20 protein-coding genes are annotated in these 25,591 nt (G+C 36.4%); 5 read left to right on the top strand and 15 right to left on the bottom strand.

Annotation, left to right across the window (positions count from 1 at the left end):
- Positions 1-50 precede the first annotated feature (50 nt).
- From DDY94_RS08630 to DDY94_RS08615, 4 genes are read right to left on the bottom strand one after another with little or no spacing between them, the layout of a single operon-like run.
- Complete coding sequence (locus DDY94_RS08630; RefSeq protein WP_111683698.1) at positions 51-1,004, bottom strand: AAA family ATPase; 954 nt, start codon at positions 1,002-1,004, stop codon at positions 51-53.
- A gap of 3 nt (positions 1,005-1,007) precedes the next feature.
- Positions 1,008-2,429 (bottom strand): peptidylprolyl isomerase, encoded by a 1,422-nt coding sequence (locus tag DDY94_RS08625; protein WP_317047179.1) that lies wholly within the window; start codon positions 2,427-2,429, stop codon positions 1,008-1,010.
- Positions 2,413-3,264, bottom strand: a complete 852-nt coding sequence (locus tag DDY94_RS08620; protein WP_232817845.1) for a peptidyl-prolyl cis-trans isomerase — start codon at positions 3,262-3,264, stop codon at positions 2,413-2,415. The genes DDY94_RS08625 and DDY94_RS08620 overlap by 17 nt, the downstream gene beginning before the upstream one ends.
- A gap of 6 nt (positions 3,265-3,270) precedes the next feature.
- Positions 3,271-5,217: a peptidylprolyl isomerase gene (locus DDY94_RS08615; protein WP_232817844.1), complete on the bottom strand. Its 1,947-nt coding sequence runs from the start codon at positions 5,215-5,217 to the stop codon at positions 3,271-3,273.
- Between the two features lie 232 nt (positions 5,218-5,449).
- Here DDY94_RS08615 and DDY94_RS08610 point away from each other — a divergent pair, with 232 nt between their 5' ends.
- Both DDY94_RS08610 and DDY94_RS08605 read left to right on the top strand, forming a co-directional pair.
- Positions 5,450-5,905: an SRPBCC family protein gene (locus DDY94_RS08610; protein ID WP_111683694.1), complete on the top strand. Its 456-nt coding sequence runs from the start codon at positions 5,450-5,452 to the stop codon at positions 5,903-5,905.
- Positions 5,898-6,137, top strand: coding sequence for a hypothetical protein (locus tag DDY94_RS08605; RefSeq protein WP_111683693.1), 240 nt, complete (start codon positions 5,898-5,900; stop codon positions 6,135-6,137). Before DDY94_RS08610 ends, DDY94_RS08605 begins: the two co-directional genes overlap by 8 nt.
- Here DDY94_RS08605 and DDY94_RS08600 read toward each other — a convergent pair.
- From DDY94_RS08600 to guaB, 4 genes are all read right to left on the bottom strand, one after another.
- Positions 6,134-7,273 carry a lycopene cyclase family protein gene (locus DDY94_RS08600; RefSeq protein ID WP_111683692.1) on the bottom strand — a complete coding sequence of 380 codons (1,140 nt, stop codon included), beginning with the start codon at positions 7,271-7,273 and terminating at the stop codon, positions 6,134-6,136. The genes DDY94_RS08605 and DDY94_RS08600 overlap by 4 nt on opposite strands.
- A complete protein-coding gene (locus DDY94_RS08595; RefSeq protein ID WP_111683691.1) occupies positions 7,274-7,909 on the bottom strand; it encodes a carotenoid biosynthesis protein in 636 nt (211 codons plus the stop codon). It abuts the gene before it with no gap.
- A complete protein-coding gene (crtD, locus tag DDY94_RS08590) occupies positions 7,910-9,385 on the bottom strand; it encodes a 1-hydroxycarotenoid 3,4-desaturase CrtD (RefSeq protein ID WP_111683690.1) in 1,476 nt (491 codons plus the stop codon).
- Positions 9,386-9,496: 111 nt separating this feature from the next.
- A complete protein-coding gene (gene guaB / locus DDY94_RS08585) occupies positions 9,497-10,966 on the bottom strand; it encodes an IMP dehydrogenase (RefSeq protein WP_111683689.1) in 1,470 nt (489 codons plus the stop codon).
- Between the two features lie 297 nt (positions 10,967-11,263).
- Here guaB and DDY94_RS08580 point away from each other — a divergent pair, with 297 nt between their 5' ends.
- Positions 11,264-13,495, top strand: a complete 2,232-nt coding sequence (locus tag DDY94_RS08580) for a TonB-dependent receptor family protein (RefSeq protein ID WP_111683688.1) — start codon at positions 11,264-11,266, stop codon at positions 13,493-13,495.
- 53 nt (positions 13,496-13,548) lie between these two features.
- Here DDY94_RS08580 and DDY94_RS08575 read toward each other — a convergent pair whose 3' ends face one another.
- Positions 13,549-14,412, bottom strand: coding sequence for a hydroxymethylglutaryl-CoA lyase (locus tag DDY94_RS08575; protein WP_111683687.1), 864 nt, complete (start codon positions 14,410-14,412; stop codon positions 13,549-13,551).
- A 65-nt stretch (positions 14,413-14,477) separates the two neighbouring features.
- Positions 14,478-15,101 (bottom strand): LysE family translocator, encoded by a 624-nt coding sequence (locus DDY94_RS08570; RefSeq protein ID WP_111683743.1) that lies wholly within the window; start codon positions 15,099-15,101, stop codon positions 14,478-14,480.
- Between the two features lie 86 nt (positions 15,102-15,187).
- Here DDY94_RS08570 and DDY94_RS08565 point away from each other — a divergent pair, with 86 nt between their 5' ends.
- Positions 15,188-16,123, top strand: coding sequence for a T9SS type A sorting domain-containing protein (locus tag DDY94_RS08565; protein WP_111683686.1), 936 nt, complete (start codon positions 15,188-15,190; stop codon positions 16,121-16,123).
- A gap of 26 nt (positions 16,124-16,149) precedes the next feature.
- On the opposite strand, the gene DDY94_RS08560 is transcribed toward DDY94_RS08565, so the two are convergent.
- Positions 16,150-17,190 carry a quinone-dependent dihydroorotate dehydrogenase gene (locus DDY94_RS08560; RefSeq protein ID WP_111683685.1) on the bottom strand — a complete coding sequence of 347 codons (1,041 nt, stop codon included), beginning with the start codon at positions 17,188-17,190 and terminating at the stop codon, positions 16,150-16,152.
- Between the two features lie 149 nt (positions 17,191-17,339).
- Between DDY94_RS08560 and DDY94_RS08555 the strand changes: the two genes are divergently transcribed.
- Complete coding sequence (locus DDY94_RS08555; protein WP_111683684.1) at positions 17,340-18,170, top strand: universal stress protein; 831 nt, start codon at positions 17,340-17,342, stop codon at positions 18,168-18,170.
- Positions 18,171-18,213: 43 nt separating this feature from the next.
- On the opposite strand, the gene DDY94_RS08550 is transcribed toward DDY94_RS08555, so the two are convergent.
- The 4 genes from DDY94_RS08550 to DDY94_RS08535 all read right to left on the bottom strand — a co-directional run bounded on the left by DDY94_RS08550 (position 18,214) and on the right by DDY94_RS08535 (position 25,497).
- Positions 18,214-18,711, bottom strand: a complete 498-nt coding sequence (locus DDY94_RS08550) for an ion channel (RefSeq protein WP_157957279.1) — start codon at positions 18,709-18,711, stop codon at positions 18,214-18,216.
- Between the two features lie 173 nt (positions 18,712-18,884).
- Complete coding sequence (locus DDY94_RS08545; protein ID WP_111683682.1) at positions 18,885-21,995, bottom strand: efflux RND transporter permease subunit; 3,111 nt, start codon at positions 21,993-21,995, stop codon at positions 18,885-18,887.
- Between the two features lie 16 nt (positions 21,996-22,011).
- The gene (locus DDY94_RS08540) at positions 22,012-23,097 is read right to left on the bottom strand and encodes an efflux RND transporter periplasmic adaptor subunit (RefSeq protein ID WP_111683681.1); all 1,086 of its coding nucleotides are present in this window, start codon (positions 23,095-23,097) and stop codon (positions 22,012-22,014) included.
- A 60-nt stretch (positions 23,098-23,157) separates the two neighbouring features.
- Positions 23,158-25,497 (bottom strand): TolC family protein, encoded by a 2,340-nt coding sequence (locus tag DDY94_RS08535; protein WP_111683680.1) that lies wholly within the window; start codon positions 25,495-25,497, stop codon positions 23,158-23,160.
- Between the last annotated feature and the right edge of the window lie 94 nt (positions 25,498-25,591).

The raw sequence follows: 25,591 nt of genomic DNA, 5'->3' as shown, positions 1-25,591 counted from the left end.
CAAAAAGACCTCATAAAATTATGAGGTCTTTTTTTATTTGTAATTGTTTATTAAAATAAACTTTCAATGATTTTTTCGTCTGTAATTCCTTCAGCCTCTGCTTTGTAGTTTTTAATAATTCTGTGTCTCAGAATTCCTGTAGCAATGGCCTGTATATCTTCAATATCTGGTGAAAATTTACCTATGGTTGCTGCATGTGTTTTTGCTGCAAGGATAAGGTTTTGTGAAGCACGTGGCCCTGCTCCCCAATCAACAAATTCTCTAACGATATCTGCTGCAGTATCGGCCTTAGGTCGCGTTTTAGCCACAAGCGATACTGCGTATTCCACAACATTATCTGCAACTGGTATACGGCGAATAACATTCTGAAAATCGATGATTTCTTGTGCTGTAAATAGCGAATTAACGCTTAACTGGTTATCCGTTGTCGTAGCTTTTACTACTTCCACTTCCTCTTTAAATGAAGGATACTCTAATCGTATTGCAAACATGAAGCGGTCTAATTGAGCCTCTGGCAATGGGTATGTTCCTTCTTGTTCAATAGGATTCTGTGTAGCTAGTACAAAATAAGGTAAGCTCAATTTATACTGATGACCAGCAACTGTTACTGCTCGCTCTTGCATGGCCTCGAGCAATGCTGCCTGTGTTTTAGGAGGAGTTCTATTGATCTCATCTGCCAAAATAATATTGGCGAAAATTGGTCCTTTTATAAATTTAAAATGACGATTTTCATCTAGGATTTCACTTCCCAAAATATCACTTGGCATAAGGTCTGGCGTAAACTGAATACGCTTAAAATCTAAACCCAATGCTTGGGCAATGGTATTAACCATTAATGTTTTAGCTAAACCAGGGACACCTATTAATAATGAGTGTCCGCCCGAGAAAATAGAAATTAATATTTGGTCTACAACATCTTCCTGACCAATAATGACTTTAGATATTTCTTGTTTAAGGGCTTTGTATTTCGTTACAAAGTTTTCAATTACGGCAACGTCAGACATATGTTATTGTGTTTTTAACCAATTACTTTGATAATCACAGTCTCTATACACACCGTTGATTTTTACATAAGTCTCAAGAATGACTTCTTTTTGCCATTTTTCAATAGCTCTCACTTGTTTATCTTGAAGTGCTAATTCTTTTATTTTAAGATAATCTCTAGAAAAATCAGCTTCATGATCGTCGATTCTATCGGTCACCGTCATAATCTTGAATTTGTAAGCATTAATTCGGTCTTCATCTTGAATGACCTCACTGATCTCGCCATCTTTCAGGCCTTGAATCTGAGTGTACATTTCTGTATCCATCTTAGTCAATTCAAAATTAAAATCTTGCGTCGTAGGATTGGTAAGCTGACCACCTTCATATTTCGTTTCTTCTTCATCACTAAATTCTAAGGCAGCATCGGCAAAGGAAACTTTTCCTGAAACTATTAAATCTCTAACCTTATCAATTTTGTCTCTTGCTTCTTTTAAGGCATCAGGAGTCACTTCAGGACGCAGTAAAATATGTCTTACATCGTATTCCTGACCTCGAATCTTTTCAAGATAGATGATATGATAACCAAAGTCTGTTTCAAACGGATCTGAGATTTCACCTTCTTGGAGATTGAATGCTACATCTCTAAATTCTTTAACCATTCGAGGGCGTTTTCTGTTCATGGTTGGTAACAAACCTCCGTTATTTTTAGAGCCCATATCCTCAGAATAAAAGAGTGCTTTGGTGATAAAACTTGCTCCATTTTCTTCAACATCACGTTTAAAGCCCTTCAATTTATCAATGACTTCTTGCTTTGCCTCATCAGTTACTTTAGGTATAATTACGATCTGAGCTACCTTTAGTTCCGTACCAAATGTTGGTCTTTCATCCTTAGGAATATCGTTAAAAAAAGTTCTAACCTCTTCAGGTGTTACCTCAACACCGTCGATCACTTTCTTTTGCATTTCCTGTGCCAGATAACCATTCTTATTGATCTCGTACATTTCATCTCGAAGCGCCTGTTCTGACTCTTTCTTATAGAAATTCAACAAGCCTTGCATATCGCCTTGAGTTTGCGCAAGGATACCCTGAATCTGCTGTTCTACAAGAGATTGGATATACAATTCATTGACAATGATACTATCTTGAATTGCCTGATGTGCATATAATTTCTTCTCTAATAAACTACCAAAAAGTTCGCAACGTGTAACGCCACTCAAATCTGCGCCTTGGGCTTCTAATTGTGCAATTTCTCGGTCTAGGTCAGACTCTAACACAATAAAATCTCCAACTACTGCAGCAACGCCATCAGCCTTGATGCGTGTTTTGTTTATCACACTATCTTTTTCTTTTTTAATAGGAACATCATCCGGTATAATCTCTTGTCCGTTGACGAAACCAACGAATAGGAAACAAGAAAGACTGAAGAGTTTAATTATAGATTTCAAACTTTTTATTTTTAATCGCATCTTTTGAAATATCATTTTCGAGTTGTTTGATAAGCTCTAACTTTCGCTTATTAATGACAATCTGTTTTATAGATCTTTGAACATACTCCAAAGGGGCATAATCATTCTGAAGTCGTATGTCATTAACTTGCATCAAATATAGGTTTAATGAATCTTTGAGCTGTAAGAAATTAGATTTTTTTAACAGTTGGTCTTTACTTTCAGGCTTAATAACAGGCACTTTATCCACAACTTGGTTAAACTTAACCCAAAGGGAATCATTTAAAGAATAAGACTTAAACTGTAAGGAAATAGAATCCAAATATCGCTTGTCTTTTGGTTCAAAACGTTTGAATCTTTTCGTAATAGTATCTAGATCAATCGGATTTAAAGGCAAGCTGATATAGCGTAATTGTAGCAAGTCGTCATTAAGTTTGAAGGACTCTTTGTTAGCTTCATAAAACACCTTTGACTCTTCAATATCTACAACAGTATCAATGTTCTTTTTAACTAATCTTTCGAGATAGGCTTTGGTGTAAAGATCATTTTTGTACTGATCGATCAATTTTGAAAATTCTTCTTGCTTTTCCTCTGGAAGATTTAAAAGCGCACCATCCATTAGTAGTAACTGACGCGCCCAACGGTTGATATAAGCATTTACAATTACGAGACTGTCTGCTTCACTTGCGCCTTCAGGAACTAAATCAGCAACGTCTTCCTTATATAAATACGTATCGTTAACTCTCGCTATAGGTTCGCGATCATCAGTTTTTTTGAAGAAGTCGCAACTCAACAAACAACCACAAATCCATATGAATACGTATGCTTTTTTCAACTAAAATTATTGATTGTTAATTTTCGATTTTACGGCCTTTAGTGCTTTTTTATTCACTTCAACCTCAAAGCGACCATACAGTCCTTTAAGCCAATCATTTTCGATTTGGGTCTGATAATCATTTACCACATTACCTCTAGCTTCTTCAAGCGTTTTATCGCCTGCTGGCAAGGTATTAATTACCTCTATTACATGAAACGCGTCGTTGTGTTCATATATTTTATCAATCCCCTTTTCGAAACGTAAGCTAGTTGGGAGCTTATTATCATTAAGATCAAAAACTCCACTAGTAAATATGATGTTCTTTTTCGCTTCTGAATTTAATTCGGCCTCAATCTCTTCCTTAGCTTTACCATTTTGCATCATCTTCAATACGCGCTCTGCGATAGACTGGTCTGCCGTTGAAGCCATTAAAACCTCTACTCTATCATTCCATCGGTAGTTGGATTTATGCTTTTGATAGAATTGCTCTAACCCCGTCGAATCTTTTGATGCTCTGTTCCAAACTTCCTTTTCCATTAATTCAAATAACAATAGACCATCTCTATATTCCTTGAGGATATTGGCAAATTCTTCATTTTCGAATTCTAGATTTTCCTCTCTAAACTGAAGGATCTCTCGCTCGAAATACTTCTCATACTCTCTTTCGATCACATTAGTAAATGAAGTTTTTCTACCGTTATAAGCACGTTGAATTGAGAATAGGTGCTTCCCAAAATCGTTGTAGGTAACCTTTTTATTATTGATAGAAAACAATGTTTTTTCAGCTTCAAGTCCCTCTGGAAGCTTCCAAGCACGTCTGAAGAAATCATCCGTTAAAATGGATTCAAAATAAGTCTTAGACTCTAAATTTTCAACGATATCATAGCGTGATTTTAGTTCCTTAACCATCGCCGTATTAATAAGTTTAGACCTCGTATCTCGTTTAACCTTACTTTCTAATTGAGGTTTTTGAACCTCAAACGATGGGTTTGGTTCTAGATCAATGCGCTTTACAATATGCCAACCATAAGCCGTTTTGAAGGGTGCGCTCATATCGCCATTTTCAGCTAAACCAAAGGCTTGGTCTTCAAACTCTATAGAACTTAACTGTCCACTTTTAAATGGTGCCAACTTACCTCCGTTTTTTGCAGAACTTTTATCATCAGAAAATTGTTTGGCCAGAGAGGCAAAGCTCTCACCTTGCTGAATTTTTTTATAGATATCTTTAATACGTTCTTCTGGATCTATGGTTGAATCTTTTTGCTGTAAGGCAATCATAATATGAGCTGCCGTTACTGTCCCACGCGATTGGCGTCTATCATTAATTTTTACAACATGATAGCCAAACTGTGTTCTAAACGGCATTGAAATTTCGCCTTTAGGCGTATTGTAGGCCGCAGTTTCAAAATCATAAACCATTTTAAAGGCCGAGAAATAACCAAGGTCCTCAACAAATATGCTTTGTCCGTTGTGAACATCTGCTCTTAAAGCATCGAACCCTTCATTTAAAAAACGATCTCTTAATTTTAGTATCTGGTTATAGGCCGCTAAGGTATCTGATGTACTTTCGTCTAACCTTACTAAGACATGTGAAGCATTAAGGTCAATTATACTGCGATCGTAGGCTTCTTGCACAAGAGCATCAGTGACTTTATTTTCTGATAGGTAATTTTTTGTAAGTTGTCTTTTATACTGTTGAAACTCGCGTAAGTACTTTGTATCTTCATCCAACTTTAGACGTTTAGCCTCTTTCAATTTCAACTGGTATTCAGTAAAGAGCTTTAAATAGCCATCTACATCCTTTTGACTTTCATCCTTTACCAAATCTAAATTCTTGTTGTAAACTCTTAAAAATTCAGAAGTTAAAATTGGTTCACCATCAACAGTTAAGAGGATTTCATCTTTCTCTTGAGAAAAAGAAAAATTTAGCGCAAATAAGGCTAAAAACAACCATTTAAAATTAGTTTTCATTTTCATATGTTTTCTATGTTAGGTCAACATCCCTTGCAGGATTCTACATGAAATTGCGAATTGAGCAAAAATAACACAAATCGCCTATTTTACAAGCTGAAGTCCTATCATAATTTCGAATCAAATTACTAAGGTATTTTAATGCTTACAGCATCTAAAATGGTAGAAACGTCGATATTTTAGAGTTAGTATTCGCACTTTTATTATATTTATTTGTAATCGTTTTTTAAGCATGAAATATACCACCGAAATCATCATTAAGAAATCGCTCAATGAAGTGATAAAATGTATGGATTCTACAGACAATATGAAACATTGGCAGGAGGGCTTAGTAAGCGCGGAGCATATTTCAGGGACACCAGGGCAATTTGGCGCCAAGATGAAATTAAACTACGATTTTGGCAAGCGTAAAATTGAAGTCATTGAAATTATTACGAAACAAAATTTCCCTGAGGAGTTTCATGCAACATATCATACAAAAGGTATAAGAAACATACAGCAAAACTATTTTGTTGAAACTGCTGAAGGTCATACAAAATGGACTTGTAAAAATGAATATCAACCGACTAATTTTGCTATGAACGCGATGTTGTTTTTTATGCCCAGAGCTTTCAAAAAGCAAACCAAAACTTACATGACTAACTTTAAAAATTTTGCCGAAAACGGCGCCTCAGTTGCAAATGCGTAAATTAAAATTGATCTGGGATTTTAGAGGTCCGGCGAGTCAAAAAACTGCGGAGCACCATCTTATCCATCTGAAAGAATACATCAACCTTAATGCGCTTCAAATTAACATTACAGGTATAGAAACCTATAGTGAGATGCACAGCATTGCTTTTTTGGTAGTCGATGAATCTGAAATGAAGCCGATTAGAGACGCACTAAAACCTCATCGCGGTCAGGTATATTCGAATGATTAAAACACGCGCTTCAAGAGCGACTGAATAAAGCGTTTTGACGGTACGGATGTAATGATTTTTAGATCTTCGATTACACTCGATTCCTCATCTAGAAATTTAAAAATTGTATTTGTATTTCCCTTTCTAAACATTGAGGCAAAAAGATTAGCGCCTTCCTTATTATACTTATAAAGAACATCTAAAAAAAGAAGGTCGTAATACCAGAACTTCGTCATTCTATTGAATTTTGATAGATCTTGCTCTTGTTTCAAAAATGAAAGGAGTTTTTCTGTTTTTTTAGTGGTGTTTCTAAAGGTGTAGCCTGTACTGGCTTTAGTCCAACCACCAGCAGTACCAATGTTTAGAATATGTTTGGAGTCTAGTTTGAAAAACTTAAATGAGGTCATAGGAATTGAGCCCATTTCTTTTTCGATGATCTCATAGTCTGAAATATTTCTTTCTGAAAGATATTGTTTTATGGCATCCTCGTATTCTGAGCGTTCAAGTAAATCTTGCGAAAAAAGCGTGTATTCGAAGAGTGCTGTTTTTTTGTCCATTGGCAATACATACATAAATCGTGTATTACCTTTTTGAGCAATTGTAAAATCCATAAAAGTGGCTATGGAATCATCAAAAACCTCCTCTTTTGTTTTAACAAACCACCCAAGAAAATGCTGCTGTAAAACCGGATATTTTTTCTGCTTAATATAGAGGTCAGGTTTAGCAATACTATTAAATAACTTGCCACATGTTAGATGTTCTTTATCTGTTATGACTTCAACGCTATCCTTGTGCTCATTAAAACTTTTTACAGCGCTCTCAATAAAAGTAATATTAGATTTTTTCGAAATAACTTTCCAGAGTGCATCGTAGAAATTTTCGCTACTAATCATTTTGTAGCTGTATGGAGCAATTTCAATAGTATCTGAATATTTTTCACTTCCGAAGAAAATTTTGGGCCAGGTTTTGGTTAATATATGATCCCATTCGCCTTCACCATTTTCCCAATAGCACCAGGTTCTGTCATTGCCCTTGTCTCTTACCCGATCAATGATCAAAATAGATTTATCATCAAAAAAGCTGTCCTGCGCCATGCGGTATGCCAGCATTAAACCCGATGCTCCTGCACCTAAAATGATATAATCGTATTTCGTCATTTAATAGAATAAAAACACAGTAAAAAATACAACAATTGAAATTAACACATTCAACGAAATGACTTTGTTAGTTTCAATCTTAAATGATTGATAGCCCAAATGCGCTACAAAAGCTGTGGCGAACCACCCTATATAATTTTGTAACGGAACCACTCCGTTTTCAAACTCCCAATAATCAAATCTTGGAGCCGAAACTTCTAATACAACATCTAATCCGGTCATTAGTGCTGCGCCAATCAAGGAAGTAACAACGATATTCTTGGCAAAAAGTTTTGCGACATCAGCAGAGGCCATAGTAAGTAGTGCCCAATTTACACAGATCATTAAGGGCACTCCCCAGAGTTTAATTCCGAGGTTTTCACCATAAGCATAAGAACCGAAAATTAGACCATAGTTAACACCCAAACCTTCAGTAATAAATCCTAATAAAAAAGGTATAGCAACCGCTATAAGAATTTGAATTTTGAATTTTTCAATATTCACCAAAATAATTAGGAAGGTTAAAAGCAAATTAAATGGCGTCATACTCAAAAACCATTCGGAGTATTCAGGAGTTAAAAATCCTATAATGCCTGAAATTGAGAATAGCCAAATTAAAAAGATCGATAAATATCTTATAAACTTTCTATCTATCATTTAGTTTGCTTTTTGTATTAATTCTGAAACAATTTTTCCCGACAATAAACAAAGTGGAATCCCACCGCCAGGATGAACACTACCACCGCAGAAATACAAGTTCTTTATGGAACTCTTAAAATTTGGATGTCGTAGGAAAGCTGCGAATTTATTGTTGCTTGATGCACCATAAAGTGCACCCTGAAAGCTTTGGGTCTTAGATTCAATTAATCTTGGGTCTAAGATATTTTCGTATTCAATAATCGCATCTAGATCAATTTGAAGTAACCTATTGATCTTTCTTTTTATGTTTTCTCTCGATCTTTCAATTATTGCATCCCAATCTTGCCCGGTGTTACTAGGCACATTGATCATCACAAACCAATTTTCGCAACCATTTGGTGCATCCTTAGGTTCATCTTTAGCCGTAATATTGATATACACTGTAGGATCGTCATGTACGTCCTTTTTATTGAAGATGTAATCAAACTCCGTTTTATAATCTTCCGAAAAGAATATATTGTGTAAATCGAGTTGCGAAAACTGTTTTTTAATCCCCCAATAGAAAATTAATGCCGAACTACTTCTTGGTTGTTTCAAGATCTTTTCAGGCGCTTTTTGCTTGGGTAGCAGTTTCCTGTAGGTCGGAACAACATCAGCATTAGACACCACAATGTCTGCCTTAATCAATTCGCCTTCAATTTGAATTCCTTCTACCTTATTATTATTGATTATTATTTCTTCGACCTTCGTATTAAAATTAAAAGTTACGCCAATGTCCTTAGCCAATTGAAACAGACTCTGGGTGATGGAATGCATCCCTCCTTTTGGTATAAACGTACCATAATACTGCTCTAAATGCGGAATCATAGACATGATCCCTGGCGTTTTGTAGGGCGAAGATCCGTTGTAGGTTGCAAAACGATTATAGAGTTGAACGAGACGCTCATCTTTAAACACTTTTGAATTGAGGTCGTCTAAAGTCGTATTTATATCCAATGAATTGATACTCAAAATAGCCCTAAGTGTATCCTTAGATAAGTATGTTGAAGACTTATGAAGCGATTTTTCAAGAAATAGAGAAGCGGTTAAATCGTACTTCTTTTTGCTCTTATTAAGATAATCGATAAGAGCGGTTTTTTCTACATTGAACACTTTTGAAGCTTCCTCTGCAAATGCATCAATATCTGCCAATGCACTAAAAGTGGTGCCGTCTTCATAAAAGTAGTTGCATACAACTTCCTTTTTTTTGTACTCAAAATAATCTGAAATGTTCTTCTGACCTACCTTAAAGAGTTCTTCCACATATTGTGGCATCGTAAATAATGAAGGTCCCATATCGAAACGATAACCATTTTCTGAAAAAGCTGTGAGTTTACCACCTGGATAAGAATTAGCTTCAAAGACAGTAACCTCGTGGCCTTGCGCTCGTAAACGAATAGCAGCCGCCAAACCTGCAATACCAGCGCCTATAATAACTATGGAGTTCTTTTTCATGGACATGCAAAGATACATTGAAAACTACCCTGTTAAAAATGACATTAACATTTTATTCTGAAACAAAAAAAGCAGCATCAAAATGATGCTGCTTTTTTATTTTTTTAAATATTATCTCGAATAATTTGGTGCCTCCTTTGTGATGGTCACATCGTGTGGATGGCTTTCATGAATTCCGCTTGCGGTAATTTTCACGAAACGTCCTGTTTCCTGAAGTGTAGGAATATCTTTCGCTCCGCAATAGCCCATACCTGCTCTAAGTCCACCTACAAACTGATGAATACTTTCATATAATTCCCCTTTATAAGGAACTCGGCCTACAATGCCTTCAGGTACTAATTTTTTAATATCATCTTCAACATCTTGAAAATAACGATCCTTACTTCCTTGTTTCATGGCTTCTACTGAACCCATTCCTCGGTAAGACTTAAATTTTCGTCCTTCATAAATAATGGTTTCACCCGGACTCTCCTTGGTTCCAGCTAAAAGTGAACCTAACATTACAGTATCTGCGCCGGCTGCTATAGCCTTCGGAATATCACCAGTATAGCGTATTCCACCATCAGCGATCACTGGCACACCAGAACCTTTAATTGCAGCTGCAACTTCTAGCACAGCCGAAAATTGTGGAAATCCAACACCTGCAACAACACGTGTTGTACAAATTGAACCTGGACCAATTCCAACCTTCACAGCATCAGCACCAGCATCAACTAAATATTTAGCAGCTTCACCTGTAGCAATATTACCTACGATCACTTCAAGATCTGAAAACTTACTTTTTATTTCTTTAAGCACCGCAACCACACCCTTCGTATGACCATGTGCCGTATCGATCACCACAGCATCTACACCTGCATTTACTAAGGCCTCTGCCCTCTCGACGGCATCACCAGTTACACCAATTGCCGCCGCCACTCGTAATCTTCCGTAGTGATCTTTATTGGCAATAGGTTTTTGCGTCACCTTTGTAATATCTCTAAATGTGATAAGACCAGCTAATTTATCGCCCTCAACAATTAGTAATTTCTCAATCTTATTTGCTTGTAAAATTGTTTCGGCATCTTTTAGTGATGTTCCTTTTGGTGCCGTCACTAAATTTTCACCAGTCATCACTTCAACAATTGGTCTGTTGTTGTTGTGTTCAAATCGCAGATCACGATTGGTCACAATTCCTTTCAAATTTCCTTGGTCATCAACAATCGGTATCCCTCCAATGCTATGCTCGCGCATTGCATTCTTTGCATCAGCAACAACAGCATCTAAAGTTAGAGTGACTGGATCGATGATCATTCCACTTTCAGCACGTTTTACGCGTCTTACTTTCTGTGCCTGATCCTCAATGGTCATATTTTTATGTAATACGCCAATACCGCCTTCTTGAGCCATAGCAATAGCCATTCTACTTTCTGTAACGGTATCCATTGCCGCAGATATAACTGGGATATTAATGGTGATATTTCTAGTGAACCTCGATTGAATATTTACCTCGCGCGGTAATACTTCTGAAAAAGCTGGAACTAAAAGGACGTCATCGTAGGTTAGACCTTCACCTAGGATTTTATTTTCGTGTGCTGTCATGATGCAATTAAGATATAATTGCGTGCAAATTTACGGATTTTATTTCACTTAGTGCTTCCTAATTGATTCTTAACTGAATTAAAAGATTATATCCTCAGATATTTATCATTCGAATCTTAACATTTCGAATTTAGACACTCATTAATTTGTAAAATCCTGAATGACAAATCCTTGTAATCTTTAAGCAAAAAGATTTGAAATTTTATTTTTATTTATTCTAAATAAACTTTGAAAATACATTTTCAGACCTTAGTTTTGCGCCATCAAAAAATTATTATTTTTAACAAGTCTAAATAAATGAAGTTAAAATTTGCCCTTACATTACTTGGCCTGACAAGTTTAACGTTTACAAATTCTCAGGAAAATCAAAACCAAAAGCCTAAAGATTCAATTCAGAAACTAGATGAAGTTTTTATTGATGCCAACAAAATTTTCGGAAGTAAATATGTGGCCAGACACAGAACCGGTTCCGCCTATTACCTTTCACCAGAAGAACTCAAAAAATTTAGTTATACGGATATAAACCGTGCTTTAAGATCAGTACCTGGAGTTACCTTTTATGAGGAGGATGGTTTTGGTCTTCGTCCGAATATTAGTTTAAGAGGAACATCACCTCAACGAAGCGCAAAGATTACTTTAATGGAAGATGGTGTTTTAATTGCACCTGCTCCATACAGTGCTCCTGCCGCTTACTATTTCCCTTCTGTAGGAAGAATGCAAGCTGTTGAAATTTTGAAAGGTAGTAGTCAAGTTCAGTTTGGTCCATTTACTACTGGTGGTGCTATAAACATGATCTCAGCTCAAATTCCAGATAAATTAAACGGTGAAATTCGAGCAAGTTATGGAGCTTTCGACACCCAACAACTATTAGCGAGACTGGGAGATAGCAAGAAAAACTTTGGTTATATGGTAGAGTACTTAAACTTTGGCTCGAATGGATTCAAGAATTTACCTGATAATAGCAATACCGGGTTCGATATTAACGAATTCACAGCTAAATTTAGGATCAACTCAAACCCAGATGCCAATGTAAAACAAGCTTTAGAAACCAAGTTTCACTATTACGATGAACGTTCTAACGAAACCTATTTAGGTTTAACTGAAGCTGATTTTGCTTCTTCTCCATTTGATAGATATGCTTCATCACAAGATGATAGAATGACTGCCGAGCAGATTCAATTAATGTTAACTCATACCTTAGAATTCAGTAATGATGTAAGAATCACTACCAATGGATATTATAACAAATTCTCGAGAAATTGGTTTAAACTTGATGATGTGGTTTTTAATGGCGATAGACAGCGTATAGCCAATGTTGTAGCTAATCCGGATCAGTTTGCAGACCACATGGCTATCGTTCGTGGAGATGTAGATTCTGAGGCTGATGCCTTACTATTGAAAGCCAACAACAGAGTTTACTATTCAAAAGGAATTCAGACTAAAATCGATTATCACTGGTATGGTGAGAATGTTTTTCATGATCTTGAAGTTGGATTACGCTACCACTATGATGAAGAAGACCGTTTTCAGTGGGAAGATGGTTATAGTATAATCAACCAAGAAATGACGAGAACTTCTGAAGGACCGCGTGGTGCACAAGGAAATAGAATAAGCAGTGCAACAGCATTTGCCTCATACGCTATGTATAAGTTGAAATACAAAAATTTAACCCTAACACCTGGATTACGTTACGAGAATATTGTACTTCAAAGAGAAAACTTTGGAAGTGATGATCCTAACAGAAATGGAAATGATATTGCTTTTAGAGAGAATAAAGTCGATATTTTAATTCCGGGAATAGGATTTAACTATGCATTCTCAAATAATATGTCTGTTTTTGGAGGCGTACATAAAGGATTTTCACCTCCTGGAAGTGAAGAAGGTGAAGAACCAGAAGAAAGCATCAATTATGAACTTGGTTCGCGCTTCACAATTGGGCAACTAAGAGGTGAAGTAGTTGGTTTCTATAATGATTACAGTAATTTACTGGGAAGTGATTTAGCTGCAACCGGAGGTACAGGCTCATTAGATCAATTTAATGCTGGTGAAGTTGCCGTTAGTGGTTTAGAGCTTTTATTGAACTATGAACTTTTACCAAACAACTCTAATTTTAAGTTACCAATAACGCTTGGTTATACGTTTACAAATACTGAATTTTTAAACAGTTTTGGAAGCAATGAAAGTATTTGGGGAGAAGTTAATGAAGGCGATGAATTGCCTTATATCCCTACACATCAATTCAATATTATGGTTTCGTTAGAGCACTCTAAATACGAGCTTAATTTGAGTGGACGATACAATGGTGAATTTAGAACCTTGGCAGGTTCAGGAGATATACCAAGCAACGAGTTAGTGGCTTCAAATTTTATTATTGACTTTTCGGCCAAGTACCATTTATCACAAAGTTTAAGTTTTACCGGAAACATTATCAATTTACTAGATGAGACTTATGCTGTATCTAGAGTTCCTGCAGGCTTAAGACCTGGTCATCCCTTTGGTGCTAACCTAGGACTGGAATTTAGATTCTAAAACACATTCATCAACATAATTTAAGGTGTTACTAATTTTTAGTAACGCCTTTTTTAATGATACTTAGCAAACACCTTAGTGGCCTCATTATAAGCACTTTCAAAACTCATTGCATTTAGGTCGTGTGCTTTTTGTTGTGTGAAGTAGGATAACATTTTTTCCGTAGGCATATTTCCGGTGAGCTCGTCCTTGGCCATCGGGCAACCACCAAATCCTTGAATGGCCCCATCAAATCGTCTACAACCTGCCTTATAAGCCGCATCGATTTTTTCAAACCAGGTTGTTGGGGTTGTATGTAAATGCGCTCCGAATTCAATATGCGGATATTTCGGAATTAAATTTGAAAAGAGGTAATCTATATTTTCAGGATTTGAACTACCAATAGTATCACTTAAAGACAAAATATTCACGCCCATTTTTGCTAATTTTTCAGTCCACTCCCCTACGATATCCACATTCCATGGATCACCATAAGGATTGCCAAATCCCATTGAGATATAAACAACAACATTTTTATTGGTGCGATCTGCAATATTTAATATTTCTGAAAGCGTTTCAACAGATTGAGCTATCGTTTTATGCGTATTACGCATTTGAAAGTTTTCAGAAATTGAAAATGGAAAACCGAGATAATCAATTTCGGGATGTTGCGAAGCATCGTTAGCACCACGAACATTGGCGATGATGGCCAGTAATTTGCTTTTAGTAGCGCTTAAATCTAGTTGAGCCAAAACTTCAGCCGTATCAACCATTTGTGGAATGGCTTTTGGCGAAACAAAACTTCCAAAATCTATAGTATCAAAACCAACACGGAGCAAGGACTGAATGTACTGCACCTTGGTTTCAGTTGGAATGAATTCCTTTATGCCTTGCATGGCATCTCGAGGGCATTCTATAAGTTTAACAGCCTTGTTCATTGGGTCAAAGATAAGATTAACGAAAACGTTTTCAAACTTTAGTTAAAAACGATTCTGAAGGATAATCAATCTGGCAAAAGAATAAAAATTGCAATCCCTATAAAGACCACAATTTGCAACCATTTAAATACTAAACCAGAGTTTTTATGTTCTAGAGTGAAGACTTTTATTTGTCCGGCTAGCAACGCTATTGCGGAGAAAATAATAAAGGAAACAAACATAAATATCCCGCCTAGGATATAAAACTGCCAAATGGTATTCATGGTTTGTGAAAACAAAAACCCAGGAAAAAATGCCAAAAAGAAGATCGTCACCTTAGGGTTGAGGACATTCATAAAAAATCCTTGGATAAATAATGCTTTCAAACTTTTTTTAGGAGCGGAATCTGAATCAAAATCAATTTGTGAGTGCGACTTATAAACTCGAAATGCCAGATATAATAAGTACACAGCACCCAAGACCTTGATACCAAAAAATATATCATCATTAGCTTTAATAATCGCCGAAACCCCAAAGGCTAATAAGGTTGTGTGAATGATGCATCCTGTTATTAAACCGCAGACCGTTGCTAACCCATAAGCCTTTCCGTTGGTTATACTCTGAACCAAAACGTAGATATTATCAGGTCCTGGAGATATTGCTAAGGCAGAAGTTGCTAGCGCAAAAGAAAGGAGAATGTCGTAATTCACACTTAAAAAATTTGTGCTAAAATACATTATTCATTGTAAGCTAGCTTTTGTGCCATCGACTTAAATATTATATCTCAATATTTGCTATGAAAAAAACTACACTATTATTCCTCTTTTTACTTTTTGCATTTCAAATGAATGTGGTTTGGGCACAATCTACCGCAACGTATGATATCACCTTTACCAGTTCTTGGAATTCTAGCGATCATGGTACTTTACCAGTTGATGCGCATTGGTCTGATCTCGTTGGTGCCAACCATAATAGCAATGTTACTTTCTGGGAATTAGGTGAAACAGCCTCAGCAGGAATAGAACTTGTGGCTGAATCTGGAATAAATTCGCCATTCGACACAGAAGTGCAATCAGCGGTCAATGCGGGCAACGCTGAGCAATGGCTAAGACAAGTATTTTCTCCATTTGCTGCCATTAGTTCAGCAACACTTAGCGACGTTGTAGTTTCTGAAGAATATCCATTGTTAACCTTGGTATCTATGATTGCACCTAGCCCTGATTGGATGATTGGTGTAAATAGTTTAAATCTTTGGGACACAACGACAAATACTTGGAAAGATACTTTTACAATCGATATGTTTCCTCATGATGCCGGTACTGAGGATGGTTATGCTTATTCCACAACTAATCCCGAGACCATTCCGCGAGGTGTGATCACGAATATTTCAAACGCAATGGGTTACCCATTTAATTCTGAAAAGGTAGGTACATTAACCGTCACATTAAAAAGTACAACCCTAAGCATCGATGATAAAGAATCAATTAAAAGCATCAAGCTTTTTCCAAATCCAAATTCAACAGGGACCTTAACGATTTCTAACGCAGAGCAACTAAGTGAGATTTCATTATATGACGTGTTAGGTAAACGTGTAAAGTTTGTGAAGTTTTCGGATAATGGTGAAACTAAAAAAGTAATTGATTTGGCCGATTTAAAAGACGGCATTTACATCGCACGAATGACCAGTTTATCGGGTGCTGTTGAGAGTAAAAAATTGGTAGTGAATAGATAACCCTAATTCTAATTACAAAGAGACTATTATTTCGATTTGGCTAAAACAGCACTGTTAATGTCTTTTACAAGTTTGGGCCCCTCATAAATAAAACCGGTATATAATTGCAGTAAGTCTGCTCCGGCCTCTAATTTTTCTATAGCATCTTCTGGTGAGTTTATGCCACCAACACCGATTATTGGAAATGCCTTATTACTTTCTTTTGCTAAAAACCGAATCACTTCAGTAGACCTATTAGTTAATGGCTTGCCGCTTAAACCGCCAGCTTCAGACTTGTTTTTACTCTTCAGTCCATCTCTAGAAATAGTTGTATTAGTAGCAATTACGCCATCAATTTTGGTTTCTGAAACAATATCGATGATATCCATGAGTTGCTCATCAGTAAGATCTGGTGCAATCTTCAATAGTATTGGTTTCGTCTTTGATTTTTGAAAATTCAATACTTGCAAAGCCTTCAAAAGTTCTGTTAGTGGTTCCTTATCTTGAAGTGCTCTTAAATTTGGTGTGTTTGGTGAGCTTACATTAACCACAAAATAATCCACATGATCAAAAAGTGCATTAAAACAGATCTTGTAATCTTCAACCGCGTCTTCATTTGGTGTGACTTTGTTTTTTCCAATATTACCGCCTATAAGAATCCCATTGTCTTTCAACCATTTTGAACGCTGTTTTAAGCGTTCTACAGCAGCTTCTACCCCACCATTATTAAATCCCATACGATTTATAATCGCTGAATCTTCTTTTAACCTGAATAAACGCTTTTTAGGATTCCCAGATTGTGGCTTCGGAGTTAGGGTACCAATTTCAATAAAGCCAAAACCAAAGTTTGAAAGCTCATTGTAAAGTTTTGCGTCTTTATCAAATCCGGCTGCTAATCCCACAGGATTCTTAAACTTCAAACCAAACAATTCTTTTTCTAAATTGCTATTGTCAACACGATAAATACTTCTGAAAAGTCCTTTAAAACCAGGAATTTTAGAAATTAGTCTAATTAATCCAAAAGTGAAATAATGAACTTTTTCAGGATCGAAACAGAAAAGAATAGGTCGTAATAGTGCTTTGTACATATCTGCTAAATTGCTATGCAAAAATAAGAATCTAAATAGTTATTTGAGACTCAAATTAATACAAAATATTTCGTCATAAACTGTCATTTATCATTCTTTATGAGTGAACAAATTCTTACATTTGAGGATATAACTAATTATAAACTATCATGAAAAAAATCATAATTCCTGTCGATTTTTCAAAACATTCTGAATACGCTTTAGAAACTGGCGCTGCACTTGCGAAACAACACAATGCTGAACTTATTGTTATGCATATGCTTGAGCTTTCTGAATCTATTTTCTCTGCGTCTAGTTCAGACAGAAATGAAGAGACCGCCTTTATGCTTATGGTTACCAATAAAGAATTTGAGAAATTCTTAGATAAGCCATTTTTAGAAGGAATTTCGGTAACTCCTTTAATTAAACACCATAAGGTATTGAAGGAAGTAGCCGATGTTGCGAGTCATGAAAAAGCTGATCTTATCGTAATGGGATCTCGTGGTCATAGTGATCATGAGGGTATTTTCACGGGTTCGAATACTGAAAAGGTAGTGCGTTATAGCGACACTCCTGTTTTGGTGGTTAAATCAAAACCAGACTCAGTGAATTTCAACAATATTGTTTTAGGTTGTGATTTTAGTGAAGATAGTATTTCAGCAGTTAAGAATGCATTAGAATTATTAAATGAATTAGCAGATAAGGTAACTTTATTACATGTGAATTTGCCAAACTTAAGCTTCTTAAGTACTGATGAAATTAATGAGAATGTGTCTGATTTCTTAAAGTTGTCTCAACTCGATAAAAGCAGCTTAAATATAGATTACACTGCCGACCATACGGTTGAAGATGGTGTACTTAATTATGCCAAACGTGCAAACGCTGATGCCGTTTCTATCATTACACATGGTAGAACTGGATTAAGCCACTTCTTCGGAGGAAGTATTTCCGAAGACTTGGTAAATCATTCGAAACTTCCTGTTGTTACCTTTAAATTATAGATGTTTTAATAAAGACCTTAGAAATTATATCTAGGGTCTTTTTTTAGTCCTTGGTTGAGGAGTGCTTAATATATTTCTCTACAACCACAGCAGTTATTATTACGAGATAAAATTGACCAATTAACCCTACCAATACAGCCGCTTTTTGGGCTATTGGAATGGTAGGAACTATTTCGCCATAGCCAATCGTTAGTAAAGTTATATAGGAATAATATAAGATCCCATCCGATTTAAGCGCCATATCTGTGGTATCTAATAATGGTCCTGACAGTGCTCCTGGATTGGTTAATTCTATAGACATAAATAAAAAGAACGCTAAAAAACCCAAGGAGATATAACCACTCATAAGGCCCATTATAACATTCTTGGTAACGCGTTTGGCTTGCCATACTTGTTTTATAATATTCCATGTAACCGTGATGTAAAACACAAAATAGATCGTTAACCGAATTAGAATGTATTCTGTATTCTGCTCACGCGAAATCATATCAAATCCAAAGACAAAAGCAGTACCAATAAAGAGAATAATAAAAAACCACATGAGTTTTTTAGTCTTCGAAATCATTAAAATTCCAGCAGCTATACTTATTAAATAAAAAAGTGGAAGAAGCCTGGATTCGTAAAATTCAGGTGGAAACAATAAGGACCCGAATAAAATTACTAACTGTATAGTAAGAAATATTTCAAATCTATGTTTGTATAGCTTATCGATCATTACTCTTTCAGTAAGTTCTCATTAAATTCGTAACCGTTGTAACTTACTTTAAATAAAGCACTGTAAAGAGACGGTATAAATAGTAAGGTAATTATAGTTCCAAACAGCAGACCAACCATAATACTGATGGCCATACCTTCCCACATTTCACCTCCAGAAATATAGAGCGGAACTAGACCAAGAACAGTTGTGAATGTTGCTAACAATATCGGTCTAAAGCGCTGTAAACATGCTGCAATAACGGCATCCTGATCTGTGCGGCCATTCTTTTGCTCAATCTCCATCCTATCGATAAGAACAATGGCATTGTTAATTACAATTCCTGCCAAAGAAATAACTCCTAAAAATGGCATAAATCCGAAGGCCTCCTGAAACGCCAATAAACCAATAACAACGCCAATAATACCTAGAGGAATAGTTAAAACAACCATTCCCATTTTTCTAAATGAATTAAACTGAATTACAAGTAATAAGATGATTATGAATCCAGATATTGGAAGATAACCAATTATTGGTCCCATATTATCAGCTGTTTGCTTAGCATCACCACCAAACTCATAGCGATAGCCTTGTGGCCAATTAGAAGCTTGTTCATTTAACCAAGGTGTTATCTCAGCAGTGATTACGGAGGCATTTCCATCATCTCGTAATTCACTAGTAACATTAATCGTACGTCTAAGATCATAGCGTTTTATTTTTGAATATTGCCATGCCGGAACTATCGATGCTACCTGTAACAATGGTACCGATCGCCCTGAATTCTGAGAATAAATATTTAAGGTTTCTAATGAAGCCAAGGATTGTTGCTGGTTGTTATCACTTCGCATTACAATTGGGATAGACTTATCCTCTTCTCTAAACTCTCCTGTTTGAAATCCGTCTAGGACTGTTCGTAAAGAAGTTGCAATATCAGAACTTGTAATACCTGCCGTCTGCGCTCTATTTTGATCAATTTCAATTAGGAATTTCTTACTTTTTGGTCCCCAATCATCTTTTACATTCTTAGTTCCAGCGATGCTAGAAAGTTTCTGCTTAACAGCTTCAGAGATGCTTGAAAGCACATCTGGATCACTACCTGAAACCTTGATCTCAATAGGCGTACCACTACCACCAGCTCCCAACGGCCCAACTTTAATGTCTGCGTTTGGAAAATTATTATAGGTGAATCGATCGATGGTATTAATCATGTCATTGTTCTCATTAAAGGACGTTGTATTCACCAATATGTGTGCATAATTTGAATTGGCTTCATCAGGAGAGTAGCCCAAATCATAGGACTCCGGACCTTCACCAATATAGGATGACCAATCAACTATTCCCAGAGCTCGACCTTCATTAATCTGAAGCGAATCTGCCATAAATTGTTCTATTTTTTTAACCACCTCAGTAGTTCTTTCAATTTTATTTCCTTCCGGAAGGTTAATATCGATAGTCACCATGTTTCGATCACTATCTGGGAAGAATATGAACGGTATATAGCTAAAGCCGTAAAGTGAAATCAAAAAGGCAACAAAAATCCCAATGATCACCTTGTATTTATTTCGCAGTGCAATTAATATTAAGTCTTTATAACGCACCTTTAAATTTTCGATAACTCTATCTATAAAACTTGGCTTCTTACTGCCCTTTGGTGCTACCTTCAAAAATAGATAGCAGAACATTGTGATCACGGTCAGAGCTATAATCCAAGAGGACAGCAATGCAATAGTGATAACAACAAAAATAGGCCCAACAATATCACCCATAGTTGTTGGTGATAAATAGAATGCAAGGAATGCGGCCGAAGTAGTAAGTGTTGATATGAGTAATGGCATCCATAATTCGGAGAAGGCCTCGACGGCCGCCCGTTTCCGGTCAATGCCGTCTTCCATTTTGACCATAATGGTTTCGGCAACTACAATGGCATTATCAACAAGCATTCCTAATGCCATTATCAGAGCTGCTAGAGTCACCTGATTAAGTCCCATTTTTATAACGCCCATGATCATTAAGGTCATAATCATAACGATAGGAATTAATGAGGCGATGACTACCCCCGTTCGAACTCCAAGAAATATTAGCATCACGAGAAGCACGATCACAATCGATTGAATTAAATTGACAATAAAATCGCTCACCTTAACATCAATGTATGTATCTAATGAGGAAACTCTTGTTAATTCTAAACCTATAGGAAGTTGTTGTTCCCATTTAGCGACGACTTTATTTACTTCCTCACCAAGGACGATGACATTGGCATTTTCTTTCAGATTTACGTGGAGTGAAATCGCATCTTTACCATTCACACGTACAATTTGGGTAGGAGGATCAATATATCCCTTAGAAACCGTAGTGATGTCGCCAAGCTTCACCAATTGTGAACCATCTCCAACGGAAATAAACATATTTTTTATGTCATCGACAGAATTAAAATTACCCGTTGGTTCAAGGATAATTCGCTCATCTCCAAGGTTAACCTGTCCTCCAGAATTCAGAATATTTGTAGAGGCAATGGCTTGTTGTAATTTTGATGATGACAATCCATATTCTTTAAGTCTTGCATTATCGAATTCTACAAAAACCCTCTCATCCTGAACCCCACCGAGTTCAACCTTAGCAGCATCAGGAATTTTAATCAGTTCGTCCTTAATATCATCTATATAAGACTTCATCTCAGCATAGCTAAAACCATCAGATGTTAAACCAACAACAATTCCGTAAACATCACCAATACCGTCATCTTTCAAACTAGGCATCACACCTTCAGGCAACCCTTGAATTGTATTTAGCTTTCGACGTAAACGGTCCCAAACCGCCTGCATATTTTCTGGTGGAACTTCATCCTTAAGGGTTACATTTACTACTGAAAGTCCTGTTCTAGAGGTACTTGTAACCTCTTTCAACTCCGGTAACTCCTGAGCAACTTTTTCGATCTTATCGGTAACGAGCTGTTCAACACGTTCTGGACTCGCCCCTGGAAATTGTGAAACCACGGAAGCTACGCGTACCGTATATGGCGGCATACTATCGCGCGATAGACCCGTATACATGGCCAATCCCAAAATAACAATGGTGGCCAAAACCATAAATGTAATTCGGTTTTTATCTATAGAGAATTGTGCTAAATTCATTTGGTTGGTTAGTTTATTATTGAAGTTTCACTTCTTGTCCGTCTAATAAAGTCTGAAGACCGGCAACTGCAATTTTTTGCCCTGCAGATAATCCTGATTTTATTTCGAAACCATCAGCGGTTAAATTTCCAATAGCAATTTTCTGTTTTTTCACTTTTGTACTTTCACCTTCATTTTCAATAACAAAAACGAAGCGCCCATTACTGTCCTCGCCGACAGCATTCGCCGGAACCACTAATACACTTTTACTCGCCTCTCTATCTCCAAAATCGAAGGTGACATTGGCAGACATTCCACTTTTAATATCATCACTTGGATTTGTAACAGTCACACGAACCGGATAGGTTGCTGTATTGGCATCTACAGCTGGTGAAACTTCGGTCACTTTTGCCTTAAACTGCTTATCGGGCAATGAGGAAAAATTAACCATAACTGTCATGTCTTGTTCAACACCGTTAATTACACTTTCAGGGATACCCAAAGTTATTTCCATGTCTGTACCCGCATTGAGGGTTGCTACTGCCTGGCCAGGACTAACGGTTTCATCCACTTCTGATGTGACCGACGCAATAACGCCGTCTTCGGGCGCGTATATATATCCGTAATTGATCTGGTCTTGCTGAATTCCAACACCACGTTTTGCGGATTGATAACTTTCCTGTGCAGTTTTATAGGCATTTTTAGCAGATTCAAAATCACTTAGGGATGCACTTCCTTTTTCAAAAAGAGATCGTGTTCGATTGAGACTGAGTTTGGCAGTATTCATTTGTGATTCTGCACTATTAAGCTGCGTAATTGATTGTTCGTAGGCCAAACGAGACTGAACATTATCTAACTTTGCTAACAACTCTCCTTTCTTAACTTTCTGACCTAGTTTAATATCAAACTGTGTGATAATACCAGTGTTTCTAAAACTGAGATTAATAATCTTTTCGGTTTTTGCCGTGCCACTAAAGCTTCTGATTTTTTCACCTCCAAGATATCCTACTTCCTGGTATTTTACAGGTCGTGTAAATTTTTCAGCTACTTTTTCCTCTTCACCGCACGCAACGAGTAGAAATGTTGTAAAAACTAAACTAAGAATTTTGAGTCCGTATTTCATTTTGGTAATATTTAAATTGGCATCACTTTCGAGAATTGAAAATTAGCCGCATTCTTTATTTTAATTTCTTGTATTTAAAAATTCTAAAAATCTCTGACTAAAAGCATCATTATTTTCTTTACTGTTCAGCAAGAAATAATAGCCTAGAAAACGCTCTAGTTGTAGTGCATTTATCAAGTAATTATAGATGGCATTTGCTCTGTCTAATTGAGCATTTAAATAATTATTCTGTGCATCTATCAACTGTATGATGGTTACTGCTCCATTTGAGTATGAGGTTTGTGTAAGCTCTAGAGCTTCCTTGGCCGTTTCCTCAGAAACTTTAGACAATTCAATATTAGAAATCTCATTGACCAAATTAAGAACTCCATTTCTCACATTTGCAGAAATAGCCAACTCTGTATTTTCTTTATTAATATTTAATTGGTCTTTCTGAATAATAGCAGTCTGTCTGTTGATATTAGTTAAATTCTGATTCAAAATGGGGATAGAAACATTTAATCCAACACTGTAATTGTTATCAATTAAAGGAAATCCTGGAGCAGCCGTACTGCCCACACCACTCCTATTAAAAACTTGATTATATTGTCCTTGTAAAGCCACTGTTGGTAGAAAACGGCCAGCACTATTGAGACGCAGATTACGCTCAGTTGCATCTAAATTGTAACCGAGAGATTTTAATTCTGGTGCGTTATTCTTGGCCTCTTCAATAAGAAACTCAATAAAGGGCTCGCGCGATACGGGATCATCAAGGAGGTCTCTAAGCTGGTTGTAATTATACTCATCAAAAATACCTTCTCCCAACTCAGCGTCTTCAATATCTATTTCGGTATTCACAGGATTATTGAGTAATTGATTCAATGCTATAAAGCTTTGCTCTAACTGGTTCACAGCCTGAACGAGCGACTGAGTGTTTTGTGCCATTTGGCTTCGAAAACGTAACATATCTGATTTCCCAGATTGACCAGCTTCAAAGTTTTGCGTTGCGATCTCTAAATTACGCTTAGTGAGATTTAAATTTCGTAATTGAACTTGTGCATTTGTTTTTAAGATCAATACATTGAAATATACATTAGTTGCATCGAAAATAAGGTCTAGTTGATCCGTATTGAAATTCTCTTGCTGTGCTTTTTGTAAACTTTTCTGAATGGAAATATTCGCATTAGCAGCTTCAGAAAATACCGTTTGTTGTAAGGTGATGTTTCCAGCGGTCTGAAATTCAGGGTTCTGTCCATTACTAATTTCTGCAAGATTAGGATCGGTATATGTGCCATTGGCAGCGGCAGTTAAACTCGGCAAATAGTTACTTTTAGCAGCCTTGACATCTTGGGTCGATAAGTCAACCTCTTTTTGAGAGGACTGTAAAAATAGGTTCGCATCCAGAACTCCGTTGATCACTTCTAATAAATTGAACTGTTTATCAGAATAAGCGTTTTTCATTTCACCTACAAAGTCAGTATCGTTAATAAGGCTATATTTGAAGGAAACACCTACTGCGTCCGCTGTGTTGAAATTCACAGTTAATCTGCTTGTACTTTCGATATATACCGGCATCTCAGATAGTGGCATTCCATTTACATATCCTTCGACGGTAAGTGCAATTCGCCTTAAAAATTGTGAAAAATCCTCATCAGCCTGATTAGTTCCCATAATACCTTCCTTCACCTGATCGATTCCGAGTGAAGTAAATGAAGGTAAACTACGTTGAACAAATGCCTTAGCCAGTGTATTTATTTCTTCATTTGATAGAAAAAATCCGCCTGCCAAATAAACAGCATCTATACCATCAAGATTCTGAGTAATGTCTTCCGGTGTACTGAACGGGATTAATTTATAGCTCGCATTTAACTCTTGAAATTCCTTATCAAAAGTTTCTTTCAGGGGTAAAAAATCAACTAAGGCCGCTTCAATAGCAATGCCTAATGTATTGAACTCTGCCAATTCCTTGAACACTTTGAAATCTTCAAGGAAGGATTGTGAATCGATCAAATAAGTGAAATTATCGATACCTGAATTGTTCTTACTTAAATCGAGTTCAATAAAATCGCTGTTAACAGCACCAAATAAAATTACGGGTTTAGGAAAACTACTTTGCTGACTTATTACTGCGTTATTTACTACTCCAAAGGCCAAAATAATATCGGTATCATCAGCCAATAATTGTGCGTAGTTTTGCTGGGCTTTCTCGAGATCAAACCTATTCAATAATATGCGATCACTGGGAAACTGAATTTCAGCATCCTCTCCGACAACAGCCATAATTTGATCTTGCATTTGTGTCATAACTGGCTGAAGTTCTGGTTTGGTATTGTCGAGCAGAAAACCAATATTATAGGTCTGCTTTTGAGCAAATACCAGAGAGCTAAAAATTAAAAGGATGATGGTGAGTTGGTTTCTCATACTATATAGTTTTTGGAGAGGTCTTAGAAATGAAGTAAGATAGAGCTACCAAAGTCAGTATAAAACTGAAAAAGTATTGCATTAGTTAGTGGTT

This window comes from Winogradskyella tangerina, assembly GCF_003260205.1.
Classification (GTDB): domain Bacteria; phylum Bacteroidota; class Bacteroidia; order Flavobacteriales; family Flavobacteriaceae; genus Winogradskyella; species Winogradskyella tangerina.
This window is presented reverse-complemented; position numbering and strand designations above follow the sequence as displayed.

Bases quoted from the DNA above. Each gene is read 5' to 3' on its own strand.
- DDY94_RS08630 (WP_111683698.1), bottom strand. From the start codon at position 1,004: ATGTCTGACGTTGCCGTAATTGAAAACTTTGTAACGAAATACAAAGCC.
- DDY94_RS08615 (WP_232817844.1), bottom strand. From the start codon at position 5,217: ATGAAAACTAATTTTAAATGGTTGTTTTTAGCCTTATTTGCGCTAAAT.
- DDY94_RS08610 (WP_111683694.1), top strand. From the start codon at position 5,450: ATGAAATATACCACCGAAATCATCATTAAGAAATCGCTCAATGAAGTG.
- DDY94_RS08605 (WP_111683693.1), top strand. From the start codon at position 5,898: ATGCGTAAATTAAAATTGATCTGGGATTTTAGAGGTCCGGCGAGTCAA.
- DDY94_RS08600 (WP_111683692.1), bottom strand. From the start codon at position 7,273: ATGACGAAATACGATTATATCATTTTAGGTGCAGGAGCATCGGGTTTA.
- DDY94_RS08595 (WP_111683691.1), bottom strand. From the start codon at position 7,909: ATGATAGATAGAAAGTTTATAAGATATTTATCGATCTTTTTAATTTGG.
- crtD (WP_111683690.1), bottom strand. From the start codon at position 9,385: ATGAAAAAGAACTCCATAGTTATTATAGGCGCTGGTATTGCAGGTTTG.
- guaB (WP_111683689.1), bottom strand. From the start codon at position 10,966: ATGACAGCACACGAAAATAAAATCCTAGGTGAAGGTCTAACCTACGAT.
- DDY94_RS08580 (WP_111683688.1), top strand. From the start codon at position 11,264: ATGAAGTTAAAATTTGCCCTTACATTACTTGGCCTGACAAGTTTAACG.
- DDY94_RS08575 (WP_111683687.1), bottom strand. From the start codon at position 14,412: ATGAACAAGGCTGTTAAACTTATAGAATGCCCTCGAGATGCCATGCAA.
- DDY94_RS08565 (WP_111683686.1), top strand. From the start codon at position 15,188: ATGAAAAAAACTACACTATTATTCCTCTTTTTACTTTTTGCATTTCAA.
- DDY94_RS08560 (WP_111683685.1), bottom strand. From the start codon at position 17,190: ATGTACAAAGCACTATTACGACCTATTCTTTTCTGTTTCGATCCTGAA.
- DDY94_RS08555 (WP_111683684.1), top strand. From the start codon at position 17,340: ATGAAAAAAATCATAATTCCTGTCGATTTTTCAAAACATTCTGAATAC.
- DDY94_RS08550 (WP_157957279.1), bottom strand. From the start codon at position 18,711: ATGTGGTTTTTTATTATTCTCTTTATTGGTACTGCTTTTGTCTTTGGA.
- DDY94_RS08545 (WP_111683682.1), bottom strand. From the start codon at position 21,995: ATGAATTTAGCACAATTCTCTATAGATAAAAACCGAATTACATTTATG.
- DDY94_RS08540 (WP_111683681.1), bottom strand. From the start codon at position 23,097: ATGAAATACGGACTCAAAATTCTTAGTTTAGTTTTTACAACATTTCTA.
- DDY94_RS08535 (WP_111683680.1), bottom strand. From the start codon at position 25,497: ATGAGAAACCAACTCACCATCATCCTTTTAATTTTTAGCTCTCTGGTA.